Genomic DNA, 14,470 nt, shown 5'->3' on the forward strand with positions numbered 1-14,470 from the left:
GAAAAGCCGGAAAGCATCCGGAGGTTACTAATACCGCGGGTCCTGTCACATAGGAATGGGGCTGGCGCGTGTCCTCCGGACACGACGTATCGGCCTGCGGCCTCCAAAGTCGTTTTATACGAAAGACCCGGCGTTACCAGTACGCCCGGATGCTTTCCGGCTTAACCGGGTCGGTATGGGAGGATTGTCTGTTCAGGGCAGAGCGCCTGAGCCGGATCAGGCTCACCACTGCCGGAGCCCCCGCTAAGACAGGGCACCTGCATTATTCACAGAGAACAGCACAGAAGCATGGTGTCGTACCGGTAACACGGGGTGTCGGACTACTGAGGGTATGAGCGACTTTCGAGGCCAAAGGCCGCTGAGTCGTGTCCAAAGGACACGCGCCATACCCTCAGTAGTCCGACAGGCCCCCCGGAACCGGTATCTCCATGCTTCTGTGCTTGAAACTACGGTATAATGCAGATACCCTGGACAGACCATGAAATCCTTTACAAAAGAACTGTGGTTCAACACCTCAAAAATGCGGGAGTTCATCAATATTACTCCCGAAGTCGACGCCTTGCTCCGGGAATCGGGAATACAGGAAGGCCTGTGCCTGGTAAACGCGATGCACATAACATCGAGTATTTTTATCAATGATGATGAATCGGGGCTGCACCACGATTTCGATGTGTGGCTCGAAAAGCTCGCCCCCCATGAGCCGGTTTCATCCTACCGCCATAACAAGGGGGAAGAAAACGCCGATGCCCACATGAAGCGCCAGATCATGGGCCGGGAAGTGGTTGTAGCCGTCACCGGGGGGCAGCTCCATTTCGGTCCCTGGGAGCAGATTTTTTACGGTGAATTCGACGGCCGCCGCCGGAAGCGGATACTGGTAAAAATCATCGGGGAATAACCGGGGCAGTCCCGGTAAACCGTGGAGATACAGACAGCGGAGCATGTGAAACCCGGATCGGGGGTCCTGCCGTATAGCATGGGTTCTGGCTCCTCAGCGGCCTGCGGCCTCGAAAGTCGCTTAGAACCCATGCTATACGGCACCCCGCGTTACCGGTTTACACCATGCTCCGCTGCCATTTCTGCAAGGGTAACTACGTTGGGACTGCCCCGGTATTGGGAGAGGGGCTCTGTGTGGGCGGATTGGTCAGGGCAGGGCACCTGCCTTAGCCACAGAGCGGAGGCAAAGAAGCATAGCCGGAAAGACAGCCAAACAGGGGAACCAGAAGTGGGGGTAGTGAAAGACCCGCGAAGTGGGGCTGGAGCCAGGGGTCGTGTCCTTCGGACACGCGCAGCCCTCCCGCGAAGGGGAACACAGAGCCGGCTTGTCAGACTCGGTGCGCCCCCGCCTAATATGCGGAAAAGGGAATAATTTCGGTAATCTCCACCCGGAACCGGGCGGAAGCCGCCCACTGCCCCGCATCGATCCAGTATGACGGGAAAGCCGCCAGGGCGATAAACCCTTTCGCGGCTTTGGGCCGGTTGCGTTCCGTACCCTGGAGCAAGGCCCGGACCGCGGCTCTCCCGGCATCCTCCAGGACCTTCTTTTTTATTTCTATCCAATCATCTTCATCCACGGGCATCCCAATGGGGCCGTAACCCACGGCCTGGGCGTTTTTAACGGTACCGGCCCGCCAGGATTGTATACGCCGCAGCTGGGCATCATCCATCCGGTAGTCGGTCCAAAGGTAGAATTTCGAGCCCTTTACTTCCGCGTCGGTGGCCCGGAGCTTCGGGTCTCCGAACCGGACCGCGCCTTCCGGGTGGAGTTCAAAAAGCTCCGGAATACCCCTGGCCCGTTCTCCTATTTCATACTCAAAGGACCAGCCGTAAATCATGGCGGAATAGAACATCGCCGCTTCACTTAAAGCTCTGCGGTGGGTGGCGGCGGTATCCAGGGGATAGTAAACATCCATGTAGAACGGATATACCGGAGCCATTTCAACGGTTACCTGTCCCCGGAGAACCTCCTGGCCGGAAACGGACAAGATACTATTGAGAAAAATTACACCTGTAAACAGGAAAATTTTACTTTTCACCGATCCGTACCATCCGCCAACAACCGGGAATCGTCCCCCAATATCCAGCACTCCCGCCAAGGCAGGGCATCCGCATGATCTGTAAGAGACGGCGCTGAAGCATGGTGTTATTGCGTAACGCGGGGTGTCATATGAAAAGAAATACCGCCCTGCGGGATTTTTTTCATATGACGGGACCCCCGGAAATTATATCTCCATGCATCAGCGTTTAGTTACACATAATGCGGATACCCTGCATTTTAATTATCGGCGGCCTACCAGGGAATTCCAGGGATTTGCGCCGAAACGGATCAGGAAGTACAGCCAGGCGAAGGCGAAACCCGCGAGGTGGGTCAGGTGGGCGACACCGCTCTGAAGTCCAGTTATGGAAAAGATCAGCTCCAGCACGGTAAAAACCAGAACCATCACCGGAGCCCGCAGGGGCAGTATTCCCCAGATGTATATAATGGAATCGGGGAAAAAAACCGCGTAGGCGAGCTGGACCGCAAAAACAGCGCCGGAAGCGCCCATGAGGAAAATCCCGTAGGAACCGGTAACCAGATATACCACAAAAGAAAATACCCCGGCTAATATGCCTGTGGAAAAGTAAAAAAGCAGGAATTCCTTGCTGCCCATCTGGCGTTCCACATGGCGGCCGAATATAAACAGGGCCAGCATGTTGAACAGAATGTGGGAAATCCCTCCATGGGTGAACATATAGGTGACGAACTGCCATACCCAGCCGTTGAGGATGGCCACGGGATTCAGGGCCAGATAAAAGGTGACATGCCTGTCCCGGAAAACCTGCTGGGCGAGGAATACGAGAATATTTATACCAATTAAATAGATGACCACGTTGTCATACCGGTACCGGAAGGGCCTGCGCAACAATTTCATACTGTAAACATACGATTCTGCACGCTTCTGGTCAATGAAATAATCATGAGGGGGAGCAACGAGTCTATCAAGCCGGAAAGCACCCGGTTTTTACCGGGACTGCGGGGCCCGTCATGGAAAAGGGCGGATGGCGGTGCGTCGGCCTGCGGCCTCGAAAACCGCTCATCCTCCCTTTTCCATGACACCCGGCGCTACCGTTACGGCTCGGAGCTGCCCGGGTGACGGGGGCTGCTTCCGGATGCGGCGGTTATTTTATTTGATACTACGCAGCGGTATCCCCGCGTCCAGGAGAATACGGCGGTATTCTCCGATGGTTTCGGCCCGGACCAGGCTGTTCCGCAGACCAGCCCCGCCCGGTATACCCTTTGTATACGCGCAGAACTGCTTCCGCATTTCCCGGCAGGCGGTCCGCTCCCCTATGTCCTCGGCACTGAGCAATAGCTGACGGAATCCGGTTTTAAGCCGTTCCGCAGGATCGGGCATCCGGTACGTCCCGGTACGGAGCAGCGAACGGGCGGCGGAAAATATAAAAGGGTTGCCCATAGCGCCCCGGGCGAACATAACCCCGGCGCACCGGGTTTCCCTGAGCATCCGTTCGCCGTCTTCCGGGGTAAAGAGGTCCCCAGAGCCGATTACCGGGACAGTAAGACGGGAAGCCAGATCTCCGATATGATCCCAGTTGCTGACCCCGGAATAGATCTGAGCCCGGGTCCTGGGATGGAGCGCAACCAGGCTCACACCGGCTTCCACGGCAATACGGCTGCTTTCCCGGTAATTAATAGAATCCGCGTCCCAGCCGGAACGCATTTTAACGGTCACCGGAACATTGCCGAGATAGTCCCGGGAAGCCCGGACCACCGCTTCAATAATCCGCCCAAGATTATCGGGATTCCGGGTTAACGCCGCGCCGGCGCCGGTTTTTACCACCTTTGTTACCGGGCAGCCGGCGTTGATATCCACGGCTTCCGGATGGTGGGGCGCAAGCAGGGCGGCCGCCCGGTACATATGTTCCGGATCCGCCCCGAAAAGCTGAATGGCATACTGTTTTTCGTTATCCGCCCGCCGGAGCAGGACCTCGGTTTTTGCGGAATCCCGGACCAGGGCCTCCGAGGATACAAGCTCGGTGCAGGTAAAGTCGGCCCCAAGATCCACACAAACGGACCGGAAAGCCCGGTCGGAATATCCCGCCGTGGGCGCCAAAAACAGGTTCCCCGGTATTATAAGGGAACCTGCGGCTACTGGGCGGTATAGTGTATGGGATTCCATAATGCTGATGGCGAAACCGTGGTCTGCTGCCGAGGGATTACTCGGCCGGAAGTCCGAAGAAACGGTTGGAGTTTTCCCACAGAACGGCCGCCAGTTCTTCATCACCCATGTCCAGCATTTCCCCGAGGAAACGGGCGGTCATGGGCAGATACTTCGGCATATTCCGCTTACCCCGGTAATCCGCGGGAACCATAAAGGGGCTCTCCGATTCTATAAGGATCCGGTCTGCGGGAAGAACTCCTATTGTTTCATGGAGGTTCTTGGCATTCCGGTACGTCAGATTTCCGGCAAAGGAGAAATACAGGTTGAGATCCAGGGCTTTTTTGGCGTATTCGGCGTCCTCTGAATAGCAGTGCAGCACACCGCCCTTGGGCGGCAGCCGGTCTCTGAGGATATCCAGCACATCGCCGCCCGCTTCCCGGTTATGGATTATTACGGGAAGATCCAGCTTCGCAGCAAGATCAAGCTGGGTGATAAAAAGCTCTATCTGGGATTTCTTGTCCCCGAATTTCCGGTAATAGTCGAGACCTATTTCGCCAATAGCGACAATCCGCGGCAGCTGAACATTCTGTTCAATTGTCTGGACCCAGTCCCGCCCGGGATTCTGGACCTCCGAAGGGGATACCCCTACCGCGTGGTAAACATTCGACGCGGATTTAAGGTTCTCATAAACCCCGGTAAAATCATGGAGACTGTTGCAGATCGAAATAATCCGCGCAACAGAGGCCTGCCGGGCTTCCTGAATAACTATGAGTTGCTCAATAGGGTCATCACAAATGAGCCCTATGTGGGCGTGAGTATCAAAATACTGCATTGCTTATTCCAAAAGAAATGTGATCAGATTTTTTCCAAACTGGATACTAATTAATATAACACAGCTTACCCCGGTCGTCAATTAAATGCCGAAAATGTCCCAGGGTATGCATAATTCATAGAAAAATATGATAAATATTGCAAAAATAATATCTGAATACATCAAATTATGACAAAAGTCATATAGTTGATTACCATGTCTTGCGGCTTGCTTACTTTTACACCAATAGTAAATCTATGGGTAATAAATAGTTAAAAACCCATATTTAAAAAACGTCCTTCAGGTCCATGGATTGTAATAGGGGTAAGAGCATGCTCAACAATATACCAGCATATTTCGATAATTCGGTAATATATCATAGAACAGACAAGGGGGTAAAGAGGGGCTTATTATTGCGACATAATAAAAACTGCCGTTAAAAAAAGGGGTCGTAATCAATATGATGGAACGATTCAGGTCTTATCACCTTGCCCGGTATGCTCTGGTATTGGTAAACCTGATTACCATATTCTTCATGATTTTTGTTTTTATAAACACCACGGATCTTATCTGCAACGAAAACAACGCAAGAACCACCCTGATTCAGATACATACCGTTCCCCACAGAACCTATACGCTTCTGATATTGTCAGGAATAATCTCGGTTACCCTGGTGGTATCCCTCATATTCCGTGAAATCTTCAGGAAAAAGATGGGATACCTGCCGACATTTCTGTTCTGTGTGCTCGATGTACTGTTATGCCTGGGAATTCTCTTTCTGTTTGACTTTGATTTCAAATATATCCTGTTTATACCCATCTCAAACGCGATCGCGTATCTGCCGGATAAAATCTCAAAAACCATTTTCACCTTAGTCTGCATTGTTGGGTATATTTTTCTGGATTACCGGATCATCGGACTTAAGATCCCGCTGTTTTCAATCGACCAATATATCCAGTACAACAGTTCTCTTAACCAGGCGTACATTCTGGGAATGCGGAATCTGTTCTTTTCCGTGGGAGAGGTGTTTTTTATCGCCTTTCTCGTTATGGAAATGCAGAATATTCTTGATGAATCTTATAGAATTAATAAACTTAATAGAGAACTACAGGAAAGCAAGGATAAACTGGCGATCACCAACGCCCAGCTTCAACTCTATGCCGAAGAAGCGGAACGGGCTGCTATGCTCAAAGAACGGACCAGAACTGCCAGGGAGTTTCATGATACTATCGGGCATCACCTGACCGGAATAACCTACGGCTTATCAGCGGTGCTGGAACTTTTAAAGACAAAACCGGAATTGGTACCTGAAAAGATTAAACATTTAGCCCTGATGTCTGACCACTTATTGGATGATGTCAGGCTGTCCGTAAGCCTATTAAATCCCGATGTTTTGGAAGACGGAAATCTTCCCGCGGCATTGCAGAAAATGGTCGATGCCATAAATAAAACAGCCAACAATCTCAGTGTGGAGTTGATTTTCAACAGTCCAAATACTCAATTTCCGGCTGCGCTGGAAAAGACTATTTACCGCGTAGTTCAGGAAGGAATTACCAACGCTCTGCGCCACGGAAAGGCAACCCATATAAAAATTGTTCTTCAGGAAGCTCAGAATATTCTGCATGTATGGATAACGGACAATGGCAAAGGCGATACAGCTATTACTGAAGGATTCGGATTAAAAAATATGCGGGAACGTATCAGTGAGCAGCATGGCACTTTGAAAATTACAACGGCTCCGGGCCAAGGAGTTACCCTGTATATCTTATTTCCTTTGGACGGAGGTGAATTATGATAAGAATTGTTATTGTGGATGACCAGGAAGTGATTAGGGACAGCCTGAATATTCTGCTGTCATCCCAGGAAGATTTTCAGATCGTCGGTATCGGCAAAGACGGATACGATGCTATCCGTTTGGTGGATACTCTGAAGCCGGATGTTGTTCTTCTCGATGTACGTATGCCCATAATTGACGGCGCAGAAGCAACATTAACGCTAAAGCACCGTTCGCCGTCATCATCGATAATTATTCTGACGACTTTTGATGATGACGAGTACGTACTCAAATCCATACGGAACGGCGCCTCGGGATATCTTCTGAAAAGTTCCGATATGAATGAATTAGCCACGGCGATCAGGACGGTTAACGAAGGAGGCAGTCTCATGACACCCGGCGTAATGACAAAAGCGTTCCGTCTGTTTTCCGACCTGGCAAAGGAACGTACTCCGCCGAAGAGTGTCTATGCTCCTCAGGAGGACAAAGTCCAGATTCCGTCGAACATCTCGAGAACGGAGATGCAGATAGTTACCTATATCGGCCAGGGACTTTCGAATAAGGAAATTGCCAAAGAACTTTCCCTCAGAGAAGGTACCGTAAGGAATTATATCTCATCCATACTGCAGAAAACGGACCTTAGAGATCGTACTCAGGTGGCTATTTACGCCATCAAGAATGGATTGGTGGAGATTGATGAAAAATAAAACGAAGTGGATTATTTTTACGGTAATCCCCGTCGCCGTTGTTTTGCTCCTTGCGGCGGGAACACTGCTGCTCTACAGCGGCAGAAGCTCCCACCGCCTTCGGATCTGCATCTTCAGCGGGAACCCCTGGGGTACCTCAGCTTCCGTGGGCGATCATGTATACACCGATTTGATCAGCCAATTCGAGATGCAGCAGGGTAAATATACTATAGAAGTCTCGGTTTATCCTGTGGGAGATTATTCGGAGCTGCTGGCCCAGGATATTCTGAAGGGGATTGAAGCCGATGTATTCATGATACTGCCTGGAGATTTCGCGGTTCTCGCGTCCGTGGGAATCCTCGCGGATCTCAAGCCGCTGATAAAAGAAAGCAGCTTCGATCTGTCGGTTTTTTACGATAATGCCCTTAAAGCGGGCCAGTACCGGAACAACCAGTATGCGCTTCCCTTGGAATTAAATCCCGCTCTGATGCTGATGAACCTCTCCATTCTGGAATCCTTCGGCCTGTTTCCTCCGGATTTAAGCTGGAACTGGGCTGATTTTTCATATTATATACAAAATGTTACCACCATCGGAAACGACATTCCCTGTTATTACGGAATCTCCAACTGGACCTGGTTTGACGCGGTTTACTCGAATCAGCAGACGCTGTTTTCCGAATCGGGAGACCAGGCATTATGCACCGAGGAAGGAGTCGTTGAAGCTACCCGGTATTACCAGGAAATCTGTTCATTGTATGAAGGGGTGATGGTCCCGGATTTTGATTCCGGGGAAGTTCTTTTCTCACCCTGCACCTACGCAAGCTATAAAACAAACGCCTATTTTGAGGATAAGCTGAGCAATCCCCGAGATTTTAAATGGACTGCCACGACCATTCCCCGTGGTCCGCGGGGAAACAACGCCGGAGAGCTTAAGGTCCTTCTTATGGGCATATCCAGCCGGTCACGGAATAAACAAGGCGCCTGGGAATTTTTACAATTTGTGTCCGCCGGTTCCGGATCTTCCAGGAAAATACTTCTTGAATCCCAGGGACTTCCCGCAAACCGGAACGGATTAGCCGAATACATGGGAACAAGCTCCGGTGAAGGTTTCGATGCCAGGCTGCTGGAGACAATAATCAACGGATCGGTGGTGACACCGCGGTTTAAGAAACATACCTCGGCGCTGGAATTTCTTTCGGATACCATATTGAATGAACAGATACACCTGGAAACCGATATTTCGGATTATCTCAAAAATCTCAACGATGCTATAGACATCTTTCTGAAGGAGTAATCCGTACCGGAGACTGTGACTTTTGTGACAATTGTAATGAAAAAGAAGTTTTTTTTTGACCGCCATGCTATGATGCTCTAGAATCACTATAGGATTAAAGAAAAGTTAGAAATTAGGAATTATGACAATATTGTTCTTCTACAGCAGGACAGTATTGGTATTCTAGCGGGACTTCGCAGTATTTCAGCTCTGTTTTTTATAAGGAGGAAATACAGACTACGAAACACTTCTTATTTGTGAATAGGAAATGCTGCGGGTTATTAATCAAGCTCCCCATAGCTATTGATAGTATAAACCGACATGCAGTATTTAAAAAAGTAACCCATTAAAAAAAGCAATTTAAAAAAGTTTTTTACTAGGGGGTATCCAGTAAACGTCACTCTGCTGGATATCCCCTATTATTTTTTAAACTATTTATAATTGTTTTAATACTCTTTATAAAATAACACAAAAAAATTTACTTTCTATAATTATTTTACTTATTTTGTGTTTTTTTTAATACATCATTTCAAAATTACAAAACCCCGGGAAAATCCGGGGTTTTGTTTGCGTTATTTCAGGCGGTATATATTACTGTTCGATCTGATATACACCGTACCCGGTTTCGGATGTCCTCAGGAACCTGATCCCCGGCAGAAGCGACTCCGCGGCCAGCGGGGAGCTCTGGAAGATAAGAGGCCCGGTGCCCGCAGGCAGGATCAATTCCCAGTTGCCGTCCGCTTCCGGAACTATTTCCTGGCGGTACTCAATATATTTGAGGATTACCTGCCGGTTTTCGTCGGGGGAAGCAAAAATTATCTTTCCGGGATTGACCCCCGGGAAATTGCCGCCGCCGTAGGCGCGGTAGTTGTTGGTGGCCACCACAAACTCCTGGTCCGCCCGGATAGGCCGGCCTTCAAACCGGAGATCCTTGATGCGTTCCGCTTTGCTGTCTACGAGGGTTCCTTCGGCGTTGTACCGCGCCGGCTGGGACACATCGATTTTATAGGTAACACCGTCAATTACATCGTACAGGTACGTGGGGAAGCTCTCATTTACGAGCATCTGCTCGCCCTGCTTTGCGGGATCAATCTGGTTGAACTGGCCGGCGCTCATTTCGAGCCATTCCTTGATTTCCGCGCCGTTCATTTTGAGGCATACCACGGTGTTGGAGAACACGTACAGGTCGGCGATGTTCTTAATCGCCAGGGGGCCGGCGGGTACATTGGTGTAATACCGGGGGCCCTGCCGTCCGCCGGCTTTGAAGGGCGCCGCGGCGGACAGTACGGGAAGGTTCGCGTATTCCGTACCGGCCAGGGCCTGCTTGGTATACCAGGTCTGGGCCTCATTGATAATCTGCACGGAATAATCGTCCCGCACGAGAGCAAAGAAACTGTTGAGAGGCGCGGCAAGGCTGCCGCCGGCGGTAGCGCCGCCTTCATCGCCGCCCACGGGCGAACGGATATACGCCACCGTGGCTTCGTGTTCCTTTTCCAGAAGCGCCGCAAGTTCAGGATCACCGGGGTACAGGCTTGTCCGGGCCGCGGTATCGTATACGGGAATCAGCTGGGCGGATCCGTCGGTCCGCTGCCACGCTCCGTTCTTCTTTTCATAGGTCAGATTGATCGCACCCAGGGTATCGGCAAAACTGCTGGGCATAACCACGGGAATACCGTTGATCGTCCCTTTATCAATATCCGCGCCCTTGAGGCCGGCGAAAGCCCGGCCGGGGAATTTGCCGTGGGCATGGCCGGTGATAACCGCGTCCACACCGGGAATCTCCGTCATGTAATAGCCGAAATTCTCCTCGCCGCCCTGCCGGGGAAAATCCGAAATACCTGAGTGGGCGAGGACTATTATGATATCCGCACCGGCGGCTTTCATCTGGGGAATGTATTTTACCGCCGCGTCATAGCCGTCCATAACTTCCACCCTGCCCCGGAGATGCGCTCCGTCCCAGAGGATGATCTGGGGCGGAACGAGCCCGATTACACCAATCCGCATAAGCTGCAGGTATCCGTTCCGGTCTTCAAATCCCCGGACCAGTATTTTGTATGGGGTGAAATAGGGGGTTTTAGTCAGGGGGTTAACCACATTGGCGCAGACCACGGGAAAATGGGCGCCCTGGATAACCGTATTGAGATAAGGGAGCCCGAAGTTGAATTCATGGTTTCCCAGGGTCATCGCATCGTACCCCATGGCGTTCAGGAGGGTCATTATGGGGCTTATCTGGCCCTTCTGGGGCGGATTCTTCATGAGATACTCACCGAAGGGGTTTCCCTGGATATTATCGCCGTTATCCAGAAGCAGAACATTCGGATTGGAAGCCCGTTCCTGATTAATTGCGGTGGCTATTTTTACGAGCCCGTTCTGGTCAGTAGGCATATCGGTAAAATAATCGTATTCCAGGTAATTGTTATGGACGTCAGAGGTTGCCAGAACCGTGATATCAACGGTCTGACCATATGCAGAAAGGGCTCCGGCAATGATAAGCACCATGCTTATCCAGCGGATTTTTGGTAATACAACTTTCATATATCCTCCTGATTAATACTTTACACAGCAATATACCATATAATTATAGACCTTGGTTATAAATTATTACAAGAGATTGCGGCATGACCAGGTCACCCGCAGTATACTATGGAAATAATACAAAGCAGCATGGGAGAAAGAGATCCGGGGGTCCTGCCGTACAGCATGGGAGCTGAGCGACTTTCGAGGCCGAAGGCCGCTGAGGAGCCAGCTCCCATGCTGTGCGGCACCCCGCGTTTCCATTGCGGCACCATGCATAGGCGCGGAATGCTTTGTATATTGCGGCAGTCCTGCTATAATAATAGTATGGAAGCCAGAAAAAAAACGAAAACCCCGCCGGCCGGGACGAAAAAGCTTTCCAAGTCCGCAAAACAGCCGCCGAAAAAAGAAAATGACCCTAAAAAAGCCCTGGAAGAAGAGCTTAAAAGCCTTATTCCCCGGCTGGATGAAGAGGGACTTACGTTCCTGATCCAGCAGGCACAGGTCCATCTGTACAACATGCAGGTTGATGAGCTGAATAAAACCATGATGCGCACCGCCCCGCGGGAAAAAGCCGCCGATTCTTCGGAAAAGGCGAAGAAAAACTCCCAGGAACTGCGGATAGAAGCCTCAAACGACAAAAGCAGTTTTTATCTTGTCCACAGCAACCACTGGATCATGCTAACCGACGAAGAAATGATCCAGCTGGTTAAAATAGCCTCCGCCAGGGGCGTTACCAACGCGGAAAAAACCGAGGCTCTTTACCGGTGGCTGGAAAGGGAGCGGACGGATATTTTCGGTGAGATTCCCATTGAGGACGAAAACGACGAAATTCTGCTTAATCTAATACGGCTTATTAAAAAAACCTTTGCCCTCCGGTATAAGTAATTTTGTTAGAAAAGGCTAACTAAGATGACAAAAAAAACCTCCGGCTGAGTGCCCGGAGGTTTTTGCTTCCTTCAGCGGATCATAAACCGTCGATCATCCAATCAACGATGACATTGAGCCGTTTCTGTATGGCCGATGGCATGTGGACCCGGGAGGATATAAAACTGGAAACATCGGCGCCGGCTATACTGTAAACCAAAAGGCCGTCGGTAAGCGGCTCGATGTAAATCTGCGCTACGAATTTCTCTTCCCGGATAACGGGAATAAAAGTATAGGTCAGGTTCTTGAAATTCGACAGGGTATATAAAAGGCCGTTTCCTGCTGGCCGTATATCGGCGCGGTAGTATGAATTGCCGAAGTTGACATCCTTGAGCTTAATATAGATCGTTTCCGAAGCGGGAACCGCCGCCGCGTCCGGGGGATCAGGGATCTCTCTGGTTCTCTTGGCGCTTTCTATGCGGCTGGCTTCCTCAAACAGGGGAATATTGTCGTTTTTCGTGGCGGAACGGTAGAGCCGGCCTTTAAGATTGCGGACTTTTCCCAGGGCATTGTACACGGTAAGAAGTTCCACCGGGCCGCCGGTATAAGGCAGCACCTGGAGGGATTCCACAATAAATGAGGGACTGCGGTCAAATACCGGTCCGGAAATATCGGTATCCATCGCGGGAAGCAGTCTGAGCCGGCCCGAAGGCGATTCATCGGTTTCCAGAATACCCCCGGAGGCAAAAGCCGCTTCCTTTTTAGAACCTTCCAGATTGGGATACGCCTCATCAAAAGATCTGACCTGCCCCCACAGAGCAGCGGGAAGCAGCCACAATACAGCCAAATACAGCATGCGTCTGGTCAATCAGTACGCTCCTTTCCCGCGGATTACGACACCCACGGTTTTATACAGAATCCACAGGTCGAGCCACACGGACCAGCTTTCAAGATAATAGGTATCGTAGGAAATCCGCTCGGAATAATCCGTATTGGATCTGCCGGAAACCTGCCACATACCGCTGAGGCCCGGTTTTACCGAGAAAATCCGGTAAAAATCCTGACCGTATTTTTTCACCTCATCCTGAACAATAGGCCGGGGACCCACCAGGCTCATTTCACCTTTTATAATATTGAATATCTGGGGAAACTCATCCAGGCTTGTTTTCCGCAGGAATTTGCCGACCTTCGTAACCCGGGGATCGTTCTTAAGCTTATGGCTGGCTTCCCATTCCTTTTTTATTTCAGGATCAGAATCGAGAAGCTTTTTAAGCCGCTCATCGGCGTCAACAACCATGGATCGGAATTTATAGGCCTTAAAGGGCTTCCCGTCCTTTCCGAGACGGGTATGGCCGTATAATACCGGCCCCGGGGACGAGGTTTTAACCAGCAGCGCCAGGAAAAGGAGCAGCGGGGAGATGATGAGTCCGCCGAGAACCACAATAGACAGGTCCATAAAACGTTTGCAGCCCAAGTTCCAGGGCATCTTTAGCTTATGGCTGGAGGCAAACCCCAGAATACCGTCGAAATCCCGGACAGACATCCATATATTGGTAATGCCGAAAAAATTCGGGATGAGTACGCTGTACCGGAACGCGGCCACCGAGTAGTTGAGGAGTTTGGCCAGTTCGGTGCGTTTTAGCTCCGGCATGGCCACAATCGCCATTTTAATGTTGTACCGGGAGACAATTTCCGGACCAATGCTGGTATCGGCAATTATGGGAATTCCCCGGTATTCCTCCCCGGTTTCCGGGTTGTTGTCCAGGATCAGGACCGGAATATACCCCATTTGCCGGCTGTTGAGCAGCCGGTCAACGATGAGCTGCCCGGTGGCCCCGTTGCCGTATATGACCGCCGGGATACCCCCCAGCCGGGTCTTAGCAAGGAACGATCTGGCGCAGGAACGGAAAAACAGCAGAATAACCATGGAACACAGAAAACTGACGATAAACGCGATGGAAATATAATCCCATTCCTGATCTTCAACATACCGGGACATTATAATGCCCCCATGGGCCATCAGGGACGCTATCGTAAACCGGCGGAGCTCCTCCGCCGGAGCTAAAGAAATCCCGGGATACAGGTGGGTCACGTAAAAAACAATGATAAACGCCGGCAGATACGGCCAGTATGTCACAAAGGATCTGAAATTTATCGCGCTGAAATCATATAAATTGACCAGGAAAAACCCCGCCCCGAAGGACATCATTACCGCAATGAGATCAAAAATGATAAGGATTGTGGTGGTCAGGGCAGAGCTTGTCCGGCGATATCTGGTCCGGTACCAAATATCGAATTCAGTTAATGACATAATACCAGCATGAAGGAAAATTCCATTTATAGCAATAATATAGCAGATAAATTATTTTGCATATCCGCTTAAATAAC

Annotated in this window: 12 protein-coding genes; 5 read left to right on the forward strand and 7 right to left on the reverse strand. The window is 50.6% G+C overall.

Features of this window, described 5'->3' with window-relative positions; genetic code table 11:
- Positions 1-478: 478 nt before the first annotated feature.
- Positions 479-895 carry a secondary thiamine-phosphate synthase enzyme YjbQ gene (locus JFL75_RS12905; RefSeq protein WP_215627085.1) on the forward strand — a complete coding sequence of 139 codons (417 nt, stop codon included), beginning with the start codon at positions 479-481 and terminating at the stop codon, positions 893-895.
- A 448-nt stretch (positions 896-1,343) separates the two neighbouring features.
- On the opposite strand, the gene JFL75_RS12910 is transcribed toward JFL75_RS12905, so the two are convergent.
- The 4 genes from JFL75_RS12910 to JFL75_RS12925 form a co-directional block, all read right to left on the reverse strand.
- Positions 1,344-2,033 carry a hypothetical protein gene (locus JFL75_RS12910; protein WP_223292649.1) on the reverse strand — a complete coding sequence of 230 codons (690 nt, stop codon included), beginning with the start codon at positions 2,031-2,033 and terminating at the stop codon, positions 1,344-1,346.
- A gap of 243 nt (positions 2,034-2,276) precedes the next feature.
- On the reverse strand, positions 2,277-2,909 hold the full coding sequence (locus tag JFL75_RS12915) for a rhomboid family intramembrane serine protease (RefSeq protein WP_215627086.1): 633 nt from the start codon (positions 2,907-2,909) through the stop codon (positions 2,277-2,279).
- A gap of 252 nt (positions 2,910-3,161) precedes the next feature.
- Positions 3,162-4,175: a tRNA dihydrouridine synthase DusB gene (dusB, locus tag JFL75_RS12920; RefSeq protein ID WP_215627087.1), complete on the reverse strand. Its 1,014-nt coding sequence runs from the start codon at positions 4,173-4,175 to the stop codon at positions 3,162-3,164.
- Between the two features lie 37 nt (positions 4,176-4,212).
- Entirely contained in the window at positions 4,213-4,989 is a 777-nt protein-coding gene (locus JFL75_RS12925) for a TatD family hydrolase (RefSeq protein WP_215627088.1), read from the reverse strand.
- Between the two features lie 439 nt (positions 4,990-5,428).
- Between JFL75_RS12925 and JFL75_RS12930 the strand changes: the two genes are divergently transcribed.
- Genes JFL75_RS12930 through JFL75_RS12940 form a run of 3 tightly spaced genes read left to right on the forward strand, consistent with a single transcriptional unit; the run spans position 5,429 to position 8,722 of the window.
- Positions 5,429-6,763 (forward strand): sensor histidine kinase, encoded by a 1,335-nt coding sequence (locus JFL75_RS12930; protein ID WP_215627089.1) that lies wholly within the window; start codon positions 5,429-5,431, stop codon positions 6,761-6,763.
- Positions 6,760-7,449 (forward strand): response regulator transcription factor, encoded by a 690-nt coding sequence (locus tag JFL75_RS12935; RefSeq protein WP_215627090.1) that lies wholly within the window; start codon positions 6,760-6,762, stop codon positions 7,447-7,449. The genes JFL75_RS12930 and JFL75_RS12935 overlap by 4 nt, the downstream gene beginning before the upstream one ends.
- Positions 7,439-8,722 carry an ABC transporter substrate-binding protein gene (locus JFL75_RS12940; protein WP_215627091.1) on the forward strand — a complete coding sequence of 428 codons (1,284 nt, stop codon included), beginning with the start codon at positions 7,439-7,441 and terminating at the stop codon, positions 8,720-8,722. Before JFL75_RS12935 ends, JFL75_RS12940 begins: the two co-directional genes overlap by 11 nt.
- A 570-nt stretch (positions 8,723-9,292) precedes the next feature.
- Here JFL75_RS12940 and JFL75_RS12945 read toward each other — a convergent pair.
- A complete protein-coding gene (locus JFL75_RS12945) occupies positions 9,293-11,236 on the reverse strand; it encodes a bifunctional 2',3'-cyclic-nucleotide 2'-phosphodiesterase/3'-nucleotidase (RefSeq protein ID WP_215627092.1) in 1,944 nt (647 codons plus the stop codon).
- Between the two features lie 306 nt (positions 11,237-11,542).
- Between JFL75_RS12945 and JFL75_RS12950 the strand changes: the two genes are divergently transcribed.
- Positions 11,543-12,103 carry a hypothetical protein gene (locus tag JFL75_RS12950; RefSeq protein WP_215627093.1) on the forward strand — a complete coding sequence of 187 codons (561 nt, stop codon included), beginning with the start codon at positions 11,543-11,545 and terminating at the stop codon, positions 12,101-12,103.
- A 79-nt stretch (positions 12,104-12,182) separates the two neighbouring features.
- On the opposite strand, the gene JFL75_RS12955 is transcribed toward JFL75_RS12950, so the two are convergent.
- Together JFL75_RS12955 and wbaP are read right to left on the reverse strand one after the other, a co-directional pair.
- Positions 12,183-12,950: a DUF6675 family protein gene (locus tag JFL75_RS12955; protein ID WP_223292650.1), complete on the reverse strand. Its 768-nt coding sequence runs from the start codon at positions 12,948-12,950 to the stop codon at positions 12,183-12,185.
- Positions 12,951-14,393 carry an undecaprenyl-phosphate galactose phosphotransferase WbaP gene (gene wbaP, locus JFL75_RS12960; RefSeq protein ID WP_215627094.1) on the reverse strand — a complete coding sequence of 481 codons (1,443 nt, stop codon included), beginning with the start codon at positions 14,391-14,393 and terminating at the stop codon, positions 12,951-12,953.
- Positions 14,394-14,470: the final 77 nt, after the last annotated feature.

This window comes from Breznakiella homolactica (genome assembly GCF_016616095.2).
Taxonomy (GTDB): Bacteria; Spirochaetota; Spirochaetia; order Treponematales; family Breznakiellaceae; genus Breznakiella; species Breznakiella homolactica.